The sequence below is a fragment of the Nocardia sp. NPDC049220 genome (assembly GCF_040647855.1).
Taxonomy (GTDB): domain Bacteria; phylum Actinomycetota; class Actinomycetes; order Mycobacteriales; family Mycobacteriaceae; genus Nocardia.
Genome location: NZ_JBEZDA010000002.1, coordinates 425,393 through 446,986 on the forward strand (window position 1 = coordinate 425,393; position 21,594 = coordinate 446,986).

Here is a 21,594-nt window from a genome sequence, read left to right on the forward strand (position 1 = left end):
AAGCGAACTTGAACCACTGCTCAACTTATTTGGGAGCGGACATGTCCAAAACCATCGCGATCTTCGGATTCGGCCCTGGCCTCGGCATGGGCACAGCACGGCGGTTCGGCCGTGAAGGCTTCCGGGTGGCGGTGATCGGCCGCGACCCGGACAAGGCTCGGCGGCACGCGGACGAACTGATCGCCGACGGTATCGAGGCCGCACCGTTTCCCGCGGATGTCACTGCAGCGGCGCAGATCGAGGATGTGATCGCGAGGATCGAGACGAGCTTCGGGCCGATCGACGTGGCGATGCACGGCGCTGCGGGTGAAATGGTCAACCGGATCCCGTCCACGCTGGACGTGGACATTCCGTCCCTCGGTATTCCGTTCGCACTGAAGTTGCACTCGCCGATCCTGATGACCCGTGCGCTGGCCGCTGGCATGGTCGAGCGAGGCGACGGCGCGCTGCTGTTCTCCTCGGGCGCGTCCGAACGCCACCCGCTGCCCTACCTGTCCAACTTCGGCATCGCGCTCGCCGCACAGCGTGGCTACCTCCGCCAACTCGAGGTCGAGTTGCGAGGCACCGGCGTCTACGTCGGGCTGCTCAATATCGGCGTGCTGATCGGTGGAAGCAAGGCCGAGCGGATCGTCGACGAACACCCGGAGTTGGTGCCCGCCGAGCTCGAGATCGTTCGGATGGGCAACGACGAACTAGGGGACTGCTACTGGCGTATGTACACCGAGCGGGACACGGGAGAACTCGACGTCGGTTTTGTGGACTGACACAACGCCGAGCCCCACGGTGGTCTGCGCACCCCGTCTGTGCGAGTCGCGGGACGGCAATGCAGACCTTCGGGGCACTGGCGATCGACGGCCTCGGACCCATCTGCTGTTAGCGGAGTTGCGAGTGAACAGTGGCGCTATCGCGGGCATGTACGATTTCTGGCAAACATCCGGCGAAACTCAGCCACCCCCGATGGCACACCGCGCGCCGGAGCCGCGTTGCCCGGCCCAGGTCCCGACTCCACCGGGACGCGGCGACGACTTCCGATACGCTGGGCTCCCGTGACCGTCGCATCGTCCCCGGGTAACTCCGTCAATTCCGCCTCACAGTTCGATCTGATCGTCGTCGGCTCCGGATTCTTCGGGCTGACTGTTGCCGAACGCACCGCCACTGTGCTGGGCAGACGTGTTCTAGTGATCGACCGCCGCCATCACATCGGCGGTAACGCCTATTCGGAGCCGGATCCGGAAACCGGGATCGAGATCCACAAGTACGGCGCACATCTGTTCCACACCTCGAACAAGCGGGTGTGGGATTACGTCACCCAGTTCACCGAGTTCACCGGATACCAACATCGCGTCTTCGCGATGCACAAGGGGCAGGCTTACCAGTTCCCGATGGGGCTCGGTTTGGTCTCCCAGTTCTTCGGCCGCTACTTCAGTCCGGCGGAGGCGCGCGAGCTGATCGCCGAGCAGGCATCGGAGATCGAGACCAAGGACGCGCAGAACCTCGAGGAGAAGGCCATCTCGCTGATCGGCCGCCCGCTGTACGAGGCCTTCGTGCGCGACTACACCGCCAAGCAGTGGCAGACCGACCCGAAGGAACTGCCTGCGGGCAACATCGCCCGTCTTCCGGTTCGCTACACCTTCGACAACCGCTACTTCAACGACACCTACGAGGGCCTGCCTCGCGAGGGCTACACGAAGTGGCTGGAGAACATGGCCGCTTCCGACCTGATCGAGGTGCGGTTGAACACCGACTGGTTCGAGGTGCGCGACCAGTTGCGCGCCGAGAACCCGGATGCGCCGGTCGTCTACACCGGCCCGCTGGACCGGTACTTCGACTACCGCGAGGGCGAGTTGGGCTGGCGGACCATCGATTTCGAGACCGAGGTGCTGTCGACCGGAGACTTCCAGGGCACTTCGGTGGTGAACTACAACGACGCGGACGTGCCCTACACCCGCATCATCGAGCCGCGCCATTTCCATCCCGAGCGCGACTACCCCACCGAGAAGACCGTGATCATGCGCGAGTATTCCCGCTTCGCGAAGACCGGCGACGAACCGTACTATCCGATCAACACCCCGGAGGACCGGGCCAAGTTGTTGGCCTACCGGGAACTTGCCAAGCGGGAGACCACGACGGCGAAGGTCGTTTTCGGCGGACGCCTCGGCACATACAAGTACCTGGATATGCACATGGCGATCGGCAGCGCGCTGAGCACCTTCGACAATGTGCTGCGGCCGTATCTGGAAGACGGAGCGCCGCTCGTCGACGACCAGGAGGCGTAGGTGAGTTGTCCCCGCCGAGCCTTGCTCATCGACCCGGCGCCCGCGGCGGGCTCGAAAGCGCCAGCGGAGCGTAGTCACGTGCGGGCCGGCGAGCGCCGCACATCCACTGTCGCCATCCGGGGCCGCATGTCGCGCAACAACGCAGGAGCAGAATGACCTCCCAATCCATCTTGGAAAACATGACCATCGAAACCCGCGCGAAATCTCTGCTGCAGCGCATCATCCTGCCTCGGCCGGGTGAACCGCTGGACGTGCGCACGCTCTACGTCGAGGAGTCGGCGACCAACGCTCGTCGGGCGCACGCCGCCACCCGCACATCGCTGTCGATCGGTGCGGAGTCCGAGGTCTCGTTCTGCACCTACTTCAACGCGCTGCCCGCGAGCTACTGGCGGCGCTGGAGCATCCTGCAGTCGGTGGTGCTGCGGCTGGAGCTGGCCGGTCACGGCCGGGTGGATGTCTATCGGTCCAAGGCCGACGGTTCGCGCATCCATGTGCAGGGCAAGGAGTTCGCGGTCGCGGCGGGCACCGACTCGGTGGCTGTGGAGTTCGAAACCGATCTCGGCCCGTTCGAGGACGGCGGCTGGATCTGGTTCGACATCACCACCGACACCGCGGTCACGCTGCTATCCGGCGGCTGGTACGCGCCGGTCGAGGCACCGGGCGAGGGAAGCATCGCGGTCGGCATGCCCACCTTCAACCGGCCCACCGACGCGGTGAAAACCCTCGCCGCGCTCGGCTCGGATCCGCTGGTGCTGGCGAAGATCAAAGCCGTCATCATTCCGGATCAGGGCACCAGGAAGGTGGTCGACGAGCCGGGCTTCGCGGAGTCGTCCGCGGCGCTCGGGGATCGGCTGGCCATCTACAACCAGCCCAACCTGGGTGGTTCCGGTGGCTACAGCCGGGTGATGTACGAGGCGCTGAAGACCACCGACGCCGAATACATCGTCTACATGGACGACGACATCGAGATCGAGCCCGATTCGATTCTGCGCTCGCTGGCCTTCGCCCGGTTCGCGAAGTCGCCGGTGCTGGTCGGCGGCCAGATGCTCAATCTGCAGGAGCGTTCCCACCTGCATGTCATGGGCGAGGTGGTGGACCGCGGCATCTTCATGTGGACCGCGGCGCCGAATGTCGAGTACGACCACGATTTCTCGAAATACCCGCTCAAGGACCGGGACAACTCGAAGCTGTTGCACCGGCGGATCGACGTCGATTTCAACGGCTGGTGGACCTGCGTCATCCCGCGCCGGGTCGCCGAGGAACTCGGCCAGCCGCTTCCCCTGTTTCTGAAATGGGACGACGCCGAGTACGGCTTGCGCGCCCGTGCCGCCGGGTACCCGACCGTCACTTTGCCCGGTGCCGCCGTATGGCACATGGCCTGGAGCGACAAAGACGACGCCATCGACTGGCAGGCGTACTTCCACCTGCGCAACCGCCTGGTGGTCGCCTCGCTGCACTTGCCGGGTAACGGGCGCGCCATGGTCGTCAACACGATCAAGGCGACCTTGAAGCACCTGCTCTGTTTGGAGTATTCGACGGTCGCGATTCAGAACTTGGCGATCCGCGACTTCCTGGCGGGCCCCGAGCGACTGTTCCAGCTGTTGCCGAGTGCGCTGGGCGCGGTGCACGAACTACGCAAGCAGTACCCGGACGCGGTGATCCTGCCCTCGTCCACCGAACTGCCGCTGGCCAGTCACATCGGCCTCGGCGCGGTCGGTGAGCCGGCCAACCCGCTGGCCAAGGTGGTTCGGCTGGTCAAGGGCTTGGTGCACAATGTCCGTCCCGCGGACACCGAACACCACCAGACCCCGCAGCTGAACGTGCCCACGCTGGATGCGCGCTGGTTCCTGCTCTCGCAGGTCGACGGCGTCACCGTGACCACCGCCGACGGCCGCGGCGTGGTCTATCGCAAGCGGGATCCGCGCCAAGCGCTCGGACTGTTCAAGGAGGCCATGCGTTTGCGCAAGGAGTTGGCCGCCCGCTTCCCGGAGATGCAGCAGCGCTACCGCGCCGCCCACCCGCGGCTGACCAGCACGCAGGCATGGGAGAAAGTATTCGGTATCGGCGACGACACGAAGGGCGGGCAGCAGTGAGCCTCGGAGCGAGCGCGGCCGACGACGCGACGGTGGCCCGGCCGCCGCAGAGCGCGAACGGCCACGGCGGACCGGTGTCCGCGGAACCGGCGGCGGACAGACCGGCGCCGGCCGAGGTCGCCGTCATCAACGCGGTGCAGGCCACACTCGGCAACAAGCCCGCCGTGGTCTCCGCGGCGCGCGGGATGTCGCACTTCGGCGAGCACGCGCTCGGGTGGGTCGCAATCGCCGCCGCGGGTTGGTTGGTGGACAAGCCGCGGCGCAGGCAGTGGGCCGGGGTCGCGGTCGGCGCGGTCGGGGCGCACGCGGCCTCGATCGTCATCAAGCGCATCGTCCGGCGGCCTCGCCCGAACGACCCGTCGGTGCAGGTCAACGTCAGTACGCCGAGCAAATTGAGCTTCCCGTCCTCGCACGCGACCTCGACCACGGCGGCGGCCGTGTTGCTCGGCAGATTGACCGGGCTACCCTTGCCTGCGGTGCTCGTTCCCCCGATGCTGCTTTCCCGGGTGGTTCTCGGGGTGCACTATCCCTCTGACGTGCTCGCCGGTTCCGCGCTCGGCGCCGCGTCCGCCGCCGCCCTGCTCGCCGCCGAAAAGAGACTTGGTAGTGACCGCACAAGAAAGAGCCTTGGTTGACATGAGTGAAGAGCCGACCGGCGCCGACCTGGCCGAGGCCGTCGTCAAGGGGCCGCCCAAGACGCTGGCAGGCGGTTTGTTCAAGGCTGTCCGGCCGCGGCAGTGGGTGAAGAACGTCCTGGTGCTGGCCGCGCCGCTGGCCGCGGGCACGGCCACGAACGTGGACGTACTCGCGCCGGTCGGCATCGCCTTCGTGGTGTTCTGTATGGCGGCTTCGGGGATATATCTGGTCAACGACGCGCTCGACGTGGAGGCCGACCGGGCGCATCCGACCAAGCGGTTCCGGCCGATCGCCGCGGGCATCGTCCCGGTGAATCTGGCCTACTTGCTCGCCGCGGTGCTGCTGGCCGGGTCGATCGCAGGGTCGTTGCTCGCGTCGTGGCATCTGTCGGTCGTGATGGCCGTCTACATCGGCATCCAGCTGGCCTACTGCTTCGGTCTCAAGCACCAGGCCGTGCTGGACATCTGCATCGTGTCGTCCGGATTCCTCTTGCGCGCTGTGGCCGGTGGCGCCGCCGCGAATATCGAACTCTCGCAGTGGTTCCTGCTGATCATGGCCTTCGGCTCGCTGTTCATGGCGGCGGGTAAACGCTATGCGGAACTACAGATCGCACTGGGTACCGGCGCCAAGATTCGCAAGTCGCTGGAGTACTACACGCCCACCTACCTGCGCTTCATCTGGACCCTGGCCGCGACGGCGGTCGTAGTGTTCTACGGGCTGTGGGCGTTCCAACAGGACAGCATCAAAGACACCAACTGGTTCGCGATCTCCATGGTCCCGTTCACCATCGCGATCCTGCGTTACGCGGTCGACGTCGACGGCGGCGGAGCCGGCGAACCCGAAGAGATCGCCCTGGGGGACCGTATCCTCCAGTTCCTCGCAATCGCCTGGATCGGAGCGGTAGGTGTCGCTGTCTACCTCACCTGACGACACACTGGTAGCGGAGCGAATGGAATATGCGGGGGAGCAGCGGTCCGATCAGCCCGCACGCTCCGCGTCGCGCGTCGCGCGCCTATCCAAGGCCACGTTCGTCGGTGGGATCGCGCTCACCGTTGCCCTCTTCGCGGTGGGCGGCTGGCAGCGCCGCTGGATCGCCGACGACGGCCTGATCGTGTTGCGCACCGTGCGCAATCTGCTCGCGGGCAACGGTCCGGTCTTCAACGAGGGCGAGCGTGTCGAAACCAACACCAGTACCGCATGGACCTACCTCGTCTGGTTCTTCAGTTGGCTGACCCAGGCCCGACTCGAGTACGTTGTGCTCGGCGTCGCGCTGACGGTGTCGCTGGCCGCGGTGGTGTTCGCCATGCTCGGCTCGTCCCGCCTGTGGGGCGGGACCTGGTCCGGCGTGCTGCTGCCCGCGGGGGTGCTCGTCTACATCGCGCTGCCCCCGGCCAGGGACTATGTCACCTCTGGTCTGGAGAGCGGTCTGGTGATCTGCTGGATCGGCTTGCTTTGGTGGCAGCTGATGCGGTGGAGTCAGGCCAAGTCGGTTCGGCTGCCCGGTCTGCTCGGCCTGGTCTTCCTCGCCGGGCTCGCACCACTGATCCGTCCGGAGATGACGCTGGTCGGCGCGCTCGCACTGCTGATGATCTTCCTGGCGCCCATGCCGGAGAACAGGCTGCGCCCGATCGTGTTGCGCGCGGTAATCGTCGCGGTGGCCGGTCTGGTTCCGCTGGGGTACCAGATCTGGCGGATGGGCTACTACGGCCTGCCATACCCGAACACCGCCGTCGCCAAGGACGCGGGTGGCGCGAAATGGGGCCAGGGCTTCACTTACCTGTGGAATCTGGTCGGGCCGTACTTCCTGTGGGTGCCGCTGCTGGTACTGCTCATCGCCGGTGTGGTCGCCGCACGTGCTCGCGCCGATCGGAGGCCGGCGGGAGCGGGCCACCGCGCCCCGCGGGACGAGATGCCCGCCAGGTCGGTGTACCGGATACGGGTATGGCTGCGCTCACCGGGCGCGGTGGTCACCCTCATGCTTGTCAGCGGCTTCCTGTTGACCGTGTACGCGCTGCGGGTCGGCGGCGATTTCATGCACGGCCGCATGCTCCTGCCGCAGCTGTTCCTGTTGCTGCTTCCGGTCGCGGTGATCCCGATCCGGCTGCCCGAAGGTGGCCTGCGTGCGGTGCCAGCCGGCGACTGGTCGTTCGCCGTGTTGCTGTTCGCGCTCGTCGGCACCGCGGGCTGGGCGCTGTTCGCGGCCAATACCACGGCGATCAAGACCGGCACCAAGATCACTTCGACCGGCATCGTCGACGAGCGCGTCTATTACGTGCTCAACACCGGCCATAATCACCCGATCCTGGCCGAGGACTATCTGGACTACCCGCGTATCCGCCCGATGGTCGACGACATCGCGGCCACCCCCAACGGGGGGCTGTTGCTCAATTCTCCGTCGTTCATGTTCTGGTATATCGCTCCACCACCGCAGCCCATCCCCGCGGGCGGCGCAGGCCACACGGTCTACTTCCTGAACCTCGGGATGACCAGCATGAACGTTCCGCTGAACGTCCACGTGATCGACCAGATGGGATTGGCCTATCCACTGGCCGCACACACCGACCGGCTCGTCGACGGCCGGATCGGGCACGACAAGAGTCTGTACCCGGACTGGGTCATCGTGGACACCGGCATGGTGGACAAGAAACCGTGGATGCCGTGGTATCTGGACGAGAAGTGGGTCGCGCAGGCACGCGTCGCGATGTCGTGCCCGGACACCCAAGCACTGATGATTTCCTACCGTGATCCGCTCACCTTCAATCGCTTCCGGCACAACCTGCGCAACGCGCTGCGGTTCGCTGAGTACCGGATGGATCGGGTGCCGAAATACGAGCTCCAGCGTTGCGGGTTGACCGATCCGTTCCCGCAGCCGGTCGCACCGCGCTGAGTATTCTGTTCCCATCAGCCACACTGGGCCCACCGTGCACGGTGGGCCCAGTTGTCCCACTTGGTGAGATTGGATAAAGTGGCGTGCGCCGCTTTGTCTCGTTTTGATAACGTCCTTGTATCGATGTCGCGCTAGGCTGCGTCCGTACGCCCGGCCGGGCGTCCACGGATTGTGGGGATCGGCGGGATATCGTGTGGACGGCTTCCGCTGTCGCCGTGAACGAAAGGTCGAATCTGATGCGAGGCGTTATCGGGCGTCTGAATACTCGAAGAGCAGGATCCTGGTTCAAGCGTTCGATGCTGGTGTCGCTGGCTGTTCTGCTACCGCTCGGGGTGTCGGTGGCAGGCCCTGCCGCTACCGCCTCCGCCGCGTTCAATCCGGATGGTTTCGACTTCTGGGTCGATTCCTCGATGGGACCGATCAAGTCCCGCGTCTTCCGCGCGGCCGACGGCAACACCGGACGCGTCGTGTACGCGCTGGACGGTATGCGCGCCCGCACCGACCTGAGCGGGTGGGAGATCGACACCGAGGTCGTGCGTGAGCTGACCAAGTGGAACATCAACGTCGTGATGCCGGTCGGCGGCCCGTCCAGCTTCTACGCCGACTGGAACGGTCCAAGCGACTTCTTCGGTCTGGGCAGTGCGGGCTCCTCGTCGACCGGGTCGGCGAACTCCGGCTCCGGCCTGCTGACCGGTTCGGCCGGCGGGCCGGGCAAGAGCAGCACCTACAAGTGGGAAACCTTCCTCACCGACAACCTGCGTAAGGCTCTGCGCGACCGGCTCGGGTTCAATCCGAACGGAAACGGCGTGTTCGGTCTGTCCATGGGTGGCAGCGCCGCGCTGACGTTGGCTGCCTACCATCCCGACCAGTTCCGATACGCCGGTTCGTACTCCGGTTACCTGAACATCTCGGCGCCGGGCATGCGCGAGGCGCTGCGCGTGGCCATGTTGGACGCCGGTGGCTACAACATCGACGCCATGGCGCCGCCGTGGGGCCCGCAGTGGCTGCGAATGGACCCATTCGTCTTCGCGCCGCGGCTGAAGGCCAACAACACCCGACTGTGGGTCTCCGCCGGTAGCGGTCTGCCGCGCGCGACGGACGGTGTGAGTTTCAATACACTCAGCGCGATGGGCCTGGAGGCGCTGGCGCTGGCGAATACGCGGGCGTTCCAAGTCCGCATGCTGTCGCTGGGTGCGGGCAACGTGACCTATGACTTCCCGGCTGTCGGTGTCCACAACTGGAACTACTGGGCTGATGAGGTTTATCGGATGATTCCGGACCTCTCGGCCAACATCGGATAGCCGTCCCGAGCTCCGCAAAGACCGCCCGCCGCGGATGCGCCGGGCGGTCTTTGCGTTTCCGCAGTCGTCCACGGCTTCGTCGACAACGAATCTCAAGCGAAAACCTGCTTCGGTAGTTGTGGCAGGGATCACTTTCCAGCAACATGGAGGCATTTGCTCCCGATTGATGCACGGAGAACATGCACAGAGGTCAATACGCCTATTTCTTGGCGGGTAGCGCACCTCCGTGCCCGATGAGGGCCTCGGTAAAGATCGCTAGATGTTTGCCGACCCGGCCGCCCGAGCGAAAGGTCGAGTGTGATGCGAAATGCACGCTGGAAACGCAGGCCAGGTAGGTCAGGAACACCAGGTTCGTGGCTGCGGCAATCGGTTCTCGGTATCGCAGTAGCGATGTTGCTGCCGCTGGGCAGCACGGTCCTCGGTATCGGCGCCACCGCAACGGCGGCGTTCAATCCGGCGGCCTTCGACTTCTGGGTCGATTCCGGAATGGGGCCGATCAAGTCGCGGATATTGCGCGCCGCGGACGGTAATACCAACCGTGTCGTCTATGCGTTGGATGGGCTGCGGGCCCCCGAGAACTTGAACGGCTGGGAAATCGAGACCAGCATCCCCGAGGCGCTGGCCAGCCAGAACATCAATGTGGTCATGCCGGTCGGCGGCATGTCCAGTTTCTACGCCGACTGGAACGCGCCGAGTGAATTCTTCGGCGTCCCGGCAGGTAATGGCTCGAGCACCGGCTCCGGTGGACTGAACGGTTTCGCCGGCGGGCCGGGCAAGAGCTATCGATACCAATGGGAAACGTTCCTGACCGAGAACCTGAGGTGGGCCCTACGCGACCGACTCGGGTTCAACCCGAACCGTAATGGCGTGTTCGGCTTGTCCATGGGCGGCAGCGCCGCGCTGATGATGGCCGCCTATCACCCGGATCAGTTCAGCTTCGCCGGTTCGTTCTCCGGGTATCTCAATAATTCCGCGCCGGGAATGCGTGAGGCCATCCGTGTGGCCATGCTGGACGCGGGCGGCTACAACGTCGACTCGATGGCGCCACCGTGGAGCCCACAATGGCTGCGGATGGACCCGTTCGTCTTCGCGCCCAACCTGGTCCGCAACGGCACCCGTCTGTGGATCGCCGCGGCGAGCGGTCTGCCCACGGCCAACGACCCGCCGGGGTTCAACACCCTCAACGGAATGGAGTTGGAGTCGCTGGCGCTGGCGAACACCCGGGCGTTCCAGGCCCGCATGTCGGCGCTGGGTGGCAACAACGCCGTCTACTCCTTCCCGTCCACCGGTGTCCATGCTTGGAACAACTGGTCCGAAGAGGCCCTCCACATGATTCCGGATCTGTCGGTGAATATCGGCTGACGAATTTCGCGCCGACAAGCATGCCCGGTACTACATCGCGCCGGGCGGCTTGTCGACGCACACAGGTCCCGGGATGGTCCAGTTGTCGATCGGGGTTCCGGTGGTAATCGCCGGGTCGACCCCACGCTGGTGGCCGAGGTCGGGGCGATGGAGTCATCTGTGCTGCCCTTGTGGGGTGCGCCGGCGTCCGCGAGCAACCACGCGGTGCCGTACGCGGCGCGGTCGGCGTCGTGCTCTCTTGTCCTCGTCGGTGCTGGTGCCGGAGATGGTTGTTCGCTCGATAGCGGTAGGAACTTCGGTTCGAATGAAGCCATCGGCGCCGGATATCGATCCTTATGCGTGACAGTCACGATCACGCGGTCGAAGGGTCGAGGGGATGCGAGCAGGCGGGGTGTGCGGAACTGTTGCCAGAGCGGATTGGAACCGTGCGCCGCGGTGCTGACGGCAACACCTGTCGTAGAGATGGGCTCCTGCCGAGCGCGACAACTCGAGCGGCTGGACCAGCACCGCCATGATCCCCTCGGGCGGCAGCAGTGGAATGCCGATGTGTTGCTCCGGAAGGTGGTCGATCCGACTGCAATTCGGACCGAATCCTGGCAGGTTACGTCAGTGACAAAGCAGAACCGCGGGTCCGGAGACTTTTCCGACCCACCGTCCGAACTGAGGACCACACGCTCGGCGGGAGCGCAAATCCGAATGGCGACGGAGGGGCCGGTCGGCGCCGCGCTCATTCCGACGGTCAACCCTGCCCGATTCCGCTATGTGGGTCCGTATTCCGGCTCTGCGCGCATTTCGGCGGCCGGTATGAGCGAGGCAATACGCGCCTGCCCTTGCTCGATACCCTCGGATTCGGCATCACCGTCAGGTGGGCGGCGCGCAGACTTGTGCCAGCTGGGCGACGACCCATTCTCCTTCGTTCGGTCCCGGTGGCGAACCAGGATCTGGCTGCTGAATTCCGTTGGTGGTGTGCTCGACGGACCGTGTTCGCTGATCGGCAACCAGACCGGCGGGATAGCGTCAGATCGCGTCGGCGGTACCCGTATCCATGAGCATCCGGGCATTTCCGGTCCGGCCGGATAGTCGCGGACCGAGCAAACCGGTCTTCGGCCACCTTTGGTGGGTTGGTACAGGCGCCGGGCCGCGGGATGTGCGGTCGGCGAATCGAGGGGCGCAGGACAGTTCCCGCCAGGAATGGAATATCTTGTGTTCCAACACGACATCATCGCGAGAACGCGATAGGGTCACCGCAGCATCACATATTGCGACGGGCGGATTTCGGCCACTCGGAAGCCCCGACCTTGCTTAGGCGCTTGCTTAGGCGAGAGGTGTCGAATATCGTCCAGCGAGCGTAAGTGTGACCAGATCGTTGTAGCGGCGGCGCTGGTACCGGAATGTCGGGATCCGGTTTCCTGTGACGTGTGTCTCGTTGGCAGCACGGGTGCTGTTCCACCCCGACGGGGTTGCGAGCGGCACCACAACAGCAGAAAGAGAGCAGGATTCATGCGTTTCGGCAGGGCGGCCGCGCCGACGAGGATCAAGTCGGTACGGCGAGGCGCACCTCGTGGTTGGCGTAATCGAATTCTGGCTGTCGGTGCCGCAGTATTGGCGCTACCGATCGCCGCCGGGCTGGCGACCCCGACTGTTGCCACCGCGGCGCCGTCGGTACACACGCCGGTGCTTCGGTCGCCCGCGGGCGGCTACGAGGACCTGATGGTCCCCTCGAGCATGGGCCCGATCAAGGTCCAGGTGCAGTGGGCATCGCGTGGCGGCAACGCCGCGCTGTACCTGCTCGATGGTCTGCGCGCGCGCGACGACCGCAATGCGTGGTCGTTCGAAACCAACGCGATGCAGCAGTTCGCCAATGACAACATCACCCTGGTGATGCCGGTCGGCGGCCAGGCCAGCTTCTACACCGACTGGTACGCGCCGTCGAACCTGAACGGCCAGAAGACCACCTACAAGTGGGAGACGTTCCTGTCCAAGGAACTCCCGGCCTTCCTGGAGGGCTACGGTGTCTCGCGCAACAACAACGCGGTCATCGGCCTGTCCATGGGCGGTAGTGCGGCGCTGGCCCTCGCGGCCTACCACCGCGACCAGTTCAAGTTCGCCGGCTCCTACTCGGGATACCTGAACATCTCCGCGCCGGGTATGCGCGAGGCGATCCGTATCGCGATGCTGGACGCCGGTCGGTTCAATGTCGATTCGATGGCCGCACCGTGGAGCCCGGCGTGGCTGCGGATGGACCCGTTCGTGTTCGCGCCGCAGCTGCGCGGCCTGCCGATGTACATCTCGGCGGCCAGCGGCCTGCCGGGTCAGTTCGACCAGCCGAACTCGGCGGTCGGCCTGTTCAACACCGGCAACGCGATGGCGCTGGAAGCCCTCTCGCTGGTCAACACTCGCGCGTTCCAGGTCCGCCTGAACTCGCTGGGTATCCCGGCGCGGTTCGACTTCCCGGCCGCGGGCACCCACTCCTGGAAGTACTGGGAAGGCGAACTGTTCGCCTCGCGCAACATGATCCTGGACGCCACCGGCGCCTGGTGATCTAGTTAGCGTCTCGCACTCAGGCCGCACCGATTCCGGTGCGGCCTGAGTCGTGTCCAGGGGTCGGTCGATTCCCTGCCCGTGAGTGTTTGCCAGATATGCGCGGTCTCCGTATCTTGCATTCAAGACAGCCCAGCGCGTGTCTTCCCGAAACATCGCCACCGCCGGAGTACAAAGCTCTTGTGGCAGGGATTGCGTGTGGTACCTGGGGGAGACGCCAACGTCGCGGCGCTCGTCCGGCCCGCGGACGGCTCATGCTGCTGTCGATCGCAATGGCGCTGCCGCTCGCTGCTGGTTTGCCCGCGGAATCTCCGTCCGCCGCTCAGCCCGCCGCCACAGCCCTTGCTCCGCCGATCGTGCAGAACGTCGTGTGGCTCACCGCCCGCCGGGTCGCGCTGTGGGTTGCCTCGCCGTCGATGGGCGTGCCCATCCAGGTGCAGTTGCTGCTGCCCAGGGATTGGAACACCCGCCCGGACGCCAGGTTTCCGGTGCTGTACATGCTCGACGGCTTGCGCGCCGCCAATGACGAGAGCGGGTGGACCAAGGACGCGGGCGCGGTCGATTTCTTCGCTGACAAGAACGTCACCGTCGTACTCCCGGTCGGCGGCCAGTCCAGTTTCTACTCCGACTGGTTGGAACCGAACAACGGCCATAACTACAAGTGGGAAACCTTCCTGACCAAGGAGCTTCCGCCGCTGTTGGAGAGCCAGTGGCGAGCAACAGACGTACGCGGCATGGAGGGCTTGTCGATGGGCGGCACGGCCGCCATGTTCTTAGCCGCCCGCAATCCCGGTTTCGTGAAGTACGCCGCGTCCTACTCCGGTTTCCTGACTACTTTGACACTGGGTATGCCGCAGGCCATCCAGTTCGCGATGCGCGATGCGGGCGGATTCGACTCGGCCGCCATGTGGGGGCCGCCGACCAGTCGCGAGTGGGCGGAGCATGACCCGTACGAACTGGCCGACAAACTGAACGGGATCAGCCTCTACCTGTCCAGCGGCAGCGGCGCGCCCGGTCTCTACGACCAGGCTTCCGGCATCCCGGGTGTGAGCACGAACTACGCGGGCATGGGCCTGGAAATCCTGTCCCGGCTCACCTCGCAGAACTTTGTGACCAAACTGCGTGATCTGGCTGTTCCAGCTCAGGTGAACTACCGCGCGTCCGGCACGCATTCCTGGCCGTACTGGGACTTCGAGATGCGCCAATCCTGGCCGCAGGCCGCGGGCGCGCTCGGAGTCGACTCAGGCAAGCTCGCCTGCGAGGCGGGCGGCGCGATCGGCGCTGTGCTCGCCGCGAACGGTTGGCTCGGCGAGTGTGTCACTGGCGAGTATCAGGTGTCCGGCGGAGTGGCCCAAGACTTCAAGGGGGGCCGGGTGTTCTTCTCGCCGAGCAGCGGTGCGCACGCGGTGGGCGGCGCGATCGGCGCCGGCTATCAGGCCGCGATGGGGTCGGTCGGACCGCTCGGCCTGCCCGCAGGCGGCGAGCGTCCGCTGCCGGACGGTCGCGGCACGCTGCAGGATTTCCAGAACGGTTCGCTGTACTGGACCCCGCAGACCGGCGCGCAGGTGGTGCGCGGCGCGATTCTGCAGGAGTGGGGCAGGCAAGGCTATGAGCGTTGCCCGGCGGGCTACCCGATCGCACCGGAGGTCAAGACGCCGAACAGGGACGGCGCGGTGCAAGCGTTCGAGAACGGGCCGTTCTATTACAGCGAGAAAACCGGCGTGCATCATGTCCACGGTCTGATCCTTGGCAAGTATGCCCAGATGGGCTACGAGAACAGCTGGCTAGGGTTCCCACTCGTCGAGGAGCAGCCGCTGAAGGATCTCGGCCGGTTCATCGGATTCGAGGGTGGCAACCTCTACTGGAGTCCGGTGTCGGGAGTCTGGGCGGTGCAGAACGGCCCGGTCATGGATGCTTGGCGCGAAGCCGGTTACGAGAACGGCAAACTCGGTTACCCGATCAGCGACCAGTTCCCCATCCCCGATGGCGTCCAGCAGAACTTCCAAGCCGGATTCATCACCGTGCGCGACGGCAAACCGGAAGTGCACAGCATGTGAACCAGGATCAGGTGTGATCCGGGCACGGTGCGTCGAGCACGGCCGGCGGCGTTTACCGCTCGGGGTTCAGAGCGGCCTACAGGTGCGGGGATAGGTCACGGCGGTAGTGGGCGCTGTCGCGATCGTGGGGATGCCCGCACAGCACTCCCATCGGGACGGTCGCGTTGCCGCGCGCAACGCATCGATCACATCGGTGGACGACGAGCGGCCGTGGACGTTTCACCGACTCGCCCGCTACCCCTGGTCCTATCTGGATCCGGTGGAAAAGCCTTTCCGTCGGGGCGCATTCGGCGCAGATAACCTATCGATCCAGTTTGCCGGTCGATCGCTGGCCTTTCGCTCGCGGTCGGTCGACCAGCAACCAACCCACTTACCCACTGTCGAATAGCCCGGGGTGCTCGACGAACCGAGATCCGCCGATATCGCCACAGAAGGCGGCTCTGGAATGACCGATCCCGAATCCCGACTCTCCATAAGGCGTTTGGAGTTCAGGGATCACTACGGTGCTTCGGTCCTTTCCGGCCGCACGATGACCGAAGAGGGAACCCGGCATGGGATGGGGCCGATTTGGTCGGGAGGCCGAGCGATGACCGGCCTGCCCGACGGAGCGGCACTGCATTCGATGGTGGCGACCCGCGCACGGCCGGCGTGCGGCTGATGTCGGACCCGGTGAACACGCAGCAGTCGCTGGTCGAGCTGATGCGGGCCGATTCGTCGGGCAGTTGGGTCCGAGTCTGGCTCGACGTCGGCAATGTCGAGGCGATCGCCGCGAACCCCGCCTTGGGCTCCAGCATGGGCAGCTCGGTGAACTGGGAGAACATCCAGGTCACCGACTGTTGTGCCATCGCCCTGGACCTCGCGGGACGGGTGGCGCACCGGTACAACCTATAGCCGCTCCCGCTCGGTGTGGTCGCGCTCGGTCGGTCACCGACGATTCGTCGGCGGCGGCGCAAGTCCTGCGCGCCGGCCTGGGCGCGATGACCCGCTCCACGTGTTGCAGTCGGTTCTCGGTGTGCCGCTCGGTGGCATCGACACTCTGCTGCCGAAGGCACTGGCCGAGGCGCAGCAGCAGGCGCACAGCCGACCGTTCAGCGCACAACAGCGGCGACCACCCCTTCCGGACCCGGGCCTGGGCCAGATGTGTGGCAGCCGCTGCGCCCAGCCCGAGCAGACACCGTCACTCACCGAACCGAAAAACCTCACCCCCGTTTCCGAGCGAAGCTGTTCAGGGGCGCTGCGCGCTCCGCCGTGGGTGGGGGAATGTGCTGTGTAGCGGTTGGTGCGTGGTTGCGGGTTGTGATCACTACAACAACGACGGATCGACCCCGCATATCGTCACCAACCCCTGGTCACCACTGTTCTCGTGTCAGCGAGACCGAGCATTCCCCGTTCGCGGCCCGCGAGCCCCCCAGGGGCCGTGAACACGCAGCGCTGTAGGCGCTGCCAATTAGACACAGCTAGCCTGGTGGGCGACCCGACCCGCTTCGCGAACAGATCGAGGACAAGAATTCATGCATCGGACCCGTGGAAAGGTACTTGCCGTGGCTGCGGCGATTGCCGCGACCGGCCTGCTCGCCGCGTGCGGCGACAATGATTCGACTGTTTCGAGTACGCCAACGCTTAGCCGCACCACCACCACGACGGCGACGCAGCCGGCCGCCTCGTCGACCAGTGCTGCCGCGCCGGGACAGCCTGCGCCGGGACAGCCCGCGCCGGAGCAGCAGCCGCCCACGGAAACGGTCGCTCCCGAGCGGCCTTTGCCGGTGCCGACCGAGGCCGCACCGCCGGTGGACACGTCGAAGTTCACCGACAAAGACAAGCGGTTCCTCGACGAACTGCAGAAACAGGGCATCACCCCGTCTACCCCTGACATCGCACTGAGCATCGGCGCGTACGTCTGCCAGGGCACCGCCTCCGGCGCGTCCGATCAGGATCTGATGACCTTCGTCAATGCCATGGCCGGTTCCGACCCATCCTTCGATCCGGCGAAGATGCCGGTCGAGCGGGCCGGGCAGATCTACATCTCCGCCGCCAAGGCGACGTACTGCCAGTGAATGCGCGCCGCCGTTCGATGTCCCGCCGGCCGAAGCCGGCGGGATGTTTGATCTTGATCGGCGTCGTCGTGCTGATCATCGTCGTCGTTCTGCTGCTGTGGTATCTCCTCGCGGGACGGTTGCGGCCGCCGGTGCCTGGACCGAAGCCGCCGGAGCGGCCGACCTCGCAGCCCGCGAGTTGTCCCGATGTGCAGATGATTTCGGTGCCGGGCACCTGGGAGTCGAACAGCAACGACGATCCGCACAACCCGACCGCGAACCCCATCTCGCTGATGCTCAACGTGTCCGGCCCGGTCGGGGACCAGTATTCGCCGGAACGGCTGGATGTGTACACCGTCCCGTATGTCGCGCAGTTCTCCAATCCGATCGCGATCCCGCCGGACGGTCAGCAGTCCTATAACAACAGTCGGTCCGAGGGCACCAAGCGGATGGTCGACGCGATGGCCGACCGCAATAAGGAGTGTCCGCTGACCACCTATGTGATCGCCGGGTTCTCCCAGGGCGCGGTGATCGCGGGCGACGTCGCCGCGCAGATCGGCGCGAACAACGGGCCGGTACCCGCCGACCTCGTCCTAGGGGTGACGCTGATCGCGGACGGGCGGCGCACCGGCGATGTCGGGCCCGGACAGGCGATTCAGATCGGTACGCCTCCGCCGGGGGTGGGCGCCGAAGTCGCGCTGCGGGGATTGAACGTGCCCGGCATCGTGATGACCGGTCCGCGTCAAGGGGGCTTCGGCTCGCTGGCCGGCCGCACCTATACGATCTGCGCGCCCGGCGACCTGATCTGCGACGCACCGCGGGAGGCATTGAACCCATGGAACATCGTCGGCAGTCTGACCACCTTGGCCAGTGCCGTGGGCAATCCGGTGCACAGTCTCTATAAGAACTTCGTGGTCGACGCTGACGGCACCACCGCGACACAGTGGACGGTCACCTGGGCTGACGGTCTCATCGACGCGGCACCGCGTCCGCCGCACTCGTGAGAATTCACGGCACGTGACATGCCCCGCAGACCGATGGCGTGACAAGCGCAACTCGAGTGGGTCGGCACGCTGTAAAGTGCGCTGGTGATCGCGACGCCGGGCAACGCCGCAGGCACCCCTCTGGTTGGCGTCGCGCCCGAATTTCCTCACAGCCAGGAGCATGAGTTCATGACAGAAGCCGCCGCACCGGCCACCACGGCGAGCCGTGAAGCGGATGCTGCGTTGACCGCGGATGCGGCGTCGACCGCGTTGGGCACTCCGCTGCGTCCATTCCGCTTCGCGGCCGCGGGCGAGGGAAACAAGCAGGAGGGCGGCGCCCGCAAGTTCGTCCAGACGGCGCAGCAGGCCGAGGAGTACGGCTTCGACACCTTCGTCGTGCCCGATCACCTCGGTGAGCAGATCGGACCGATCGCCGCGCTCGGCGCACTGACCCAGGCCACCGATCGGATTCGGCTGGGAACGTCGGTGCTGGCGAATGGTTTCCGCCACCCGGTAGTGCTGGCCAAGGACCTGGCCACGATCGACGTGCTGTCCAAGGGCCGACTCGAGGTCGGCCTCGGTGCGGGGTGGATCAAGGAAGAGTTCGACAACGCGGGCATTCCGTATGAGTCACCCGGCGTTCGGCTCGAGAAACTGGACGAGGCGCTGACCATCCTGGACGTGCTGCTGCGCGGCCAAGAGTGCACCTTCGACGGCAAGCACTACCAGGTGCGCGGCGTCAAGGGCACGCCGCGGCCGCGGCAAGGTCCGCGCCCGCCGATCTGTACCGGCGGTGGCGGCCCGAAGATGCTGCGGTTGGCCGCCAAGCACGCCGACATCGTCTCCGTCGTTCCGGTCACCACCAAGAACGGCAAGGGCCTGCTCTCCGGCATCACCATCGAGAAGGCCATCGAAAAGGTGAACCTGATCAAGGAGGCCGCCGGTGACCGGTTCGCCGACATCGAGCTGAACTGGGCCATCACCGCCGTCGTGATCACCGACGATCGGGAGAAGACCGCGGAGATGGCGTTGTCGGCCTTGGAGCGGGGACTTCACCCGAATCTCGAGGTGGATGTTCAGCTGTCCGTCGAGGACATCCTGAACTCGCCCTACGTGGCGATCGGTACCTTCGAGGAGATCGCGGAGCAGATCCGACGTGTGCGCCAACTCACGTCGATGTCGTACGTAGGTGTTTTTCCCACCCAGATGGACGCGTTCGCTCCGGTTATCCCCCTGCTGCGGGATGAGTGAGCCGGTCTTCTCTGTAACATAACCCTGGTTTGAGTACATCTAGCCGATAGCGGTCACCGCGCAGACCGCACAAATCTGCAGGCTGGCTCTGCGCTTGGAGCACCCGCGGGCGAAAGCGAGTCGGGGCCTCACAGGTAACAGCGGCGATGTCGCCGTCTTGCTGCGTGTGCCTCGGAGGAGAAGAAGGAATGGAAGAGACTTTCGACGACTACCTGGACGAAACCGGGAACATCCGAATTCCCGAGGATCACACCCTGGTGGATCACGTCGAGAAGCACACCCGGAACGACGCGAACACCCTCGCGTACCGCTACATCGATTACTCGCGTGAGCGTGATGGCGAGGCGCTGGAGCTGACGTGGCGTGAGTTCGGTACTCGGCTGCGCGCGGTGGCCGCTCGATTGCAGCAGGTGACCAACCCGGGTGACCGGGTTGCGATCCTCGCGCCGCAGGGCCTGGACTACGTGATCTCTTTCTTCGCCGCGATCTACGCCGGAACCATCTCGGTCCCGCTGTTCGACCCGGACGAGCCAGGCCATACCGATCGTCTGCACGCGGTGCTCGGCGACTGCGAACCTTCGGCCATCCTGACCGCCAGCTCCTCGGCGGCCGGGGTCCGGCAGTTCTTCCGCTCGCTGCCCGCCGCCGCGCGCCCGCGCATCATCGCGGTGGACGCGATCCCGGACAGCGTCGGTGAGAGTTGGGTGCGCCCGGATATCGCGATCGATGACATCGCCTATCTCCAGTACACCTCGGGCTCGACCCGGGTTCCCGCTGGTGTCGAGATCACCCATCGTGCGGTCGGGACCAACCTGCTGCAGATGGTCGAGGCGATCAACCTGGACTGGAACTCACGCGGCGTCACCTGGCTGCCGCTGTTCCATGACATGGGCCTGCTGACGGTGATCCTGCCCGCGGTGGGTGGCAAGTACATCACCATCATGTCGCCGAGCGCGTTCGTGCGCCGCCCGTACCGCTGGATCAAGGAGCTGGCCGCCGCCTCCGATGGGGCCGGAACTTTCGCCGCCGCACCGAATTTCGCGTTCGAGCACGCGGCCACGCGCGGGCTGCCGAAGAACGGCGAGTCACTCGATCTGTCCAACGTCATCGGCCTGATCAATGGCAGCGAGCCGGTGACGACCTCGTCGATGAAGAAGTTCAACGACGCGTTCGCGCCATACGGCCTGCCCAAGACCGCTATCAAACCGTGCTACGGCATGGCCGAGGCGACGTTGTTCGTCTCCGCGACCAAGGCCGAGGACGAAGCGAAGGTCACCTACGTCGACCGCAAAGAGCTCAACGCGGGTCGCATGGTGCGGGTCGAGCCGACCACGGAGAACGCGATCGCGCAGGTATCCTGCGGCTACATCGCGCTCTCGCAGTGGGCGACGATCGTCGACCCGGAGACGGTCGACTCCGACGGCGGCGGCCACGAGCTGCCCGACGGTCGGGTCGGCGAGATCTGGCTGCACGGCAACAACATGGGCATCGGCTATTGGGGTCGTCCCGACGAGACCGCGGCGACATTCCAGAACAAGGTCACCCATCGGCTGGCCGAGGGCAGCCACGCCGACGGCGCCGAGGCGGACGCGAACTGGATGCGCACCGGTGACTACGGCGTGTACTTCGAAGGCGAGCTCTACATCACCGGGCGCGTCAAGGACTTGGTCATCGTGGACGGCCGCAACCACTACCCGCAGGACCTGGAGTTCTCCGCGCAGGAGGCGAGCAAGGCGCTGCGTCCCGGCTTCGTTGCCGCGTTCTCGGTGCCGGCCAATCAACTCCCGGCCGAGGTGTTCGAGCAGGGCAGCCACTCCGGTCTGAAGTTCGACGCCGACGATGCCTCCGAGCAGCTGGTCATAGTCGGCGAGCGCGGGCCGGGCGCGGGCAAGGCCGACCCACTGCCCATCGCCGACGCGGTGCGGGCCGCCATCTCGCTGCGCCACGGCGTGACCGTTCGTGACGTCCTGCTGGTGCCCGCGGGGTCGATTCCGCGCACCTCCAGCGGCAAGATCGCCCGGCGCGCCTGCAAGGCCGCTTATCTGGAGGGAACACTGCGGGGTGGTTACACCCAGCAAGCATTCCCCGATGCACTGGAAGAGTAATTGCCAGGGCGGCCTCGGACCGACCACCGATGCTCGGCGCCGACCTTCCCACGCCGAGCGTCAATTCAC

The 21,594-nt window shown here is 65.7% G+C and carries 15 protein-coding genes; all 15 read left to right on the forward strand.

Going from position 1 to position 21,594, the window contains the following annotated elements:
• Positions 1–41 precede the first annotated feature (41 nt).
• The 15 genes from AB0C34_RS09080 to fadD32 all read left to right on the forward strand — a co-directional run bounded on the left by AB0C34_RS09080 (position 42) and on the right by fadD32 (position 21,525).
• Positions 42–764 (forward strand): SDR family oxidoreductase, encoded by a 723-nt coding sequence (locus AB0C34_RS09080; RefSeq protein WP_357069142.1) that lies wholly within the window; start codon positions 42–44, stop codon positions 762–764.
• Between the two features lie 282 nt (positions 765–1,046).
• Positions 1,047–2,276 (forward strand): UDP-galactopyranose mutase, encoded by a 1,230-nt coding sequence (gene glf / locus AB0C34_RS09085; RefSeq protein ID WP_357069144.1) that lies wholly within the window; start codon positions 1,047–1,049, stop codon positions 2,274–2,276.
• A gap of 152 nt (positions 2,277–2,428) precedes the next feature.
• Positions 2,429–4,369 (forward strand): glycosyltransferase, encoded by a 1,941-nt coding sequence (locus AB0C34_RS09090; RefSeq protein ID WP_357069146.1) that lies wholly within the window; start codon positions 2,429–2,431, stop codon positions 4,367–4,369.
• Between the two features lie 74 nt (positions 4,370–4,443).
• A complete protein-coding gene (locus AB0C34_RS09095; RefSeq protein WP_357070081.1) occupies positions 4,444–5,004 on the forward strand; it encodes a phosphatase PAP2 family protein in 561 nt (186 codons plus the stop codon).
• A gap of 1 nt (position 5,005) precedes the next feature.
• On the forward strand, positions 5,006–5,932 hold the full coding sequence (locus tag AB0C34_RS09100) for a decaprenyl-phosphate phosphoribosyltransferase (protein ID WP_357069148.1): 927 nt from the start codon (positions 5,006–5,008) through the stop codon (positions 5,930–5,932).
• A 22-nt stretch (positions 5,933–5,954) separates the two neighbouring features.
• Positions 5,955–7,892, forward strand: coding sequence for a flagellar motor control protein ZomB (gene zomB / locus AB0C34_RS09105; RefSeq protein ID WP_357070083.1), 1,938 nt, complete (start codon positions 5,955–5,957; stop codon positions 7,890–7,892).
• Positions 7,893–8,128: 236 nt separating this feature from the next.
• A complete protein-coding gene (locus AB0C34_RS09110) occupies positions 8,129–9,193 on the forward strand; it encodes an alpha/beta hydrolase family protein (protein ID WP_357069150.1) in 1,065 nt (354 codons plus the stop codon).
• Positions 9,194–9,493: 300 nt separating this feature from the next.
• Positions 9,494–10,555, forward strand: coding sequence for an alpha/beta hydrolase family protein (locus tag AB0C34_RS09115; protein WP_357069152.1), 1,062 nt, complete (start codon positions 9,494–9,496; stop codon positions 10,553–10,555).
• Between the two features lie 1,500 nt (positions 10,556–12,055).
• Positions 12,056–13,096 carry an alpha/beta hydrolase family protein gene (locus AB0C34_RS09120; RefSeq protein ID WP_357069154.1) on the forward strand — a complete coding sequence of 347 codons (1,041 nt, stop codon included), beginning with the start codon at positions 12,056–12,058 and terminating at the stop codon, positions 13,094–13,096.
• A gap of 254 nt (positions 13,097–13,350) precedes the next feature.
• Positions 13,351–15,153 carry an alpha/beta hydrolase-fold protein gene (locus tag AB0C34_RS09125; protein WP_357069156.1) on the forward strand — a complete coding sequence of 601 codons (1,803 nt, stop codon included), beginning with the start codon at positions 13,351–13,353 and terminating at the stop codon, positions 15,151–15,153.
• 657 nt (positions 15,154–15,810) lie between these two features.
• Entirely contained in the window at positions 15,811–16,044 is a 234-nt protein-coding gene (locus tag AB0C34_RS09130; protein ID WP_357069158.1) for a hypothetical protein, read from the forward strand.
• Between the two features lie 650 nt (positions 16,045–16,694).
• Complete coding sequence (locus tag AB0C34_RS09135) at positions 16,695–17,207, forward strand: DUF732 domain-containing protein (RefSeq protein ID WP_357069160.1); 513 nt, start codon at positions 16,695–16,697, stop codon at positions 17,205–17,207.
• Positions 17,208–17,224: 17 nt separating this feature from the next.
• Positions 17,225–18,190, forward strand: a complete 966-nt coding sequence (locus tag AB0C34_RS09140) for a cutinase family protein (RefSeq protein WP_357069162.1) — start codon at positions 17,225–17,227, stop codon at positions 18,188–18,190.
• Between the two features lie 222 nt (positions 18,191–18,412).
• Positions 18,413–19,420, forward strand: a complete 1,008-nt coding sequence (locus AB0C34_RS09145) for an LLM class F420-dependent oxidoreductase (protein ID WP_357070085.1) — start codon at positions 18,413–18,415, stop codon at positions 19,418–19,420.
• Between the two features lie 188 nt (positions 19,421–19,608).
• The gene (gene fadD32 / locus AB0C34_RS09150; protein WP_357069164.1) at positions 19,609–21,525 is read left to right on the forward strand and encodes a long-chain-fatty-acid--AMP ligase FadD32; all 1,917 of its coding nucleotides are present in this window, start codon (positions 19,609–19,611) and stop codon (positions 21,523–21,525) included.
• Positions 21,526–21,594 lie beyond the last annotated feature (69 nt).

Excerpts from the sequence above, each read along its gene's own strand:
- AB0C34_RS09080 (WP_357069142.1), top strand. The coding sequence starts at position 42 with ATGTCCAAAACCATCGCGATCTTCGGATTCGGCCCTGGCCTCGGCATG.
- AB0C34_RS09090 (WP_357069146.1), top strand. The coding sequence starts at position 2,429 with ATGACCTCCCAATCCATCTTGGAAAACATGACCATCGAAACCCGCGCG.
- AB0C34_RS09100 (WP_357069148.1), top strand. The coding sequence starts at position 5,006 with ATGAGTGAAGAGCCGACCGGCGCCGACCTGGCCGAGGCCGTCGTCAAG.
- zomB (WP_357070083.1), top strand. The coding sequence starts at position 5,955 with ATGGAATATGCGGGGGAGCAGCGGTCCGATCAGCCCGCACGCTCCGCG.
- AB0C34_RS09110 (WP_357069150.1), top strand. The coding sequence starts at position 8,129 with ATGCGAGGCGTTATCGGGCGTCTGAATACTCGAAGAGCAGGATCCTGG.
- AB0C34_RS09115 (WP_357069152.1), top strand. The coding sequence starts at position 9,494 with ATGCGAAATGCACGCTGGAAACGCAGGCCAGGTAGGTCAGGAACACCA.
- AB0C34_RS09120 (WP_357069154.1), top strand. The coding sequence starts at position 12,056 with ATGCGTTTCGGCAGGGCGGCCGCGCCGACGAGGATCAAGTCGGTACGG.
- AB0C34_RS09125 (WP_357069156.1), top strand. The coding sequence starts at position 13,351 with ATGCTGCTGTCGATCGCAATGGCGCTGCCGCTCGCTGCTGGTTTGCCC.
- AB0C34_RS09130 (WP_357069158.1), top strand. The coding sequence starts at position 15,811 with ATGTCGGACCCGGTGAACACGCAGCAGTCGCTGGTCGAGCTGATGCGG.
- AB0C34_RS09140 (WP_357069162.1), top strand. The coding sequence starts at position 17,225 with ATGTCCCGCCGGCCGAAGCCGGCGGGATGTTTGATCTTGATCGGCGTC.
- fadD32 (WP_357069164.1), top strand. The coding sequence starts at position 19,609 with ATGGAAGAGACTTTCGACGACTACCTGGACGAAACCGGGAACATCCGA.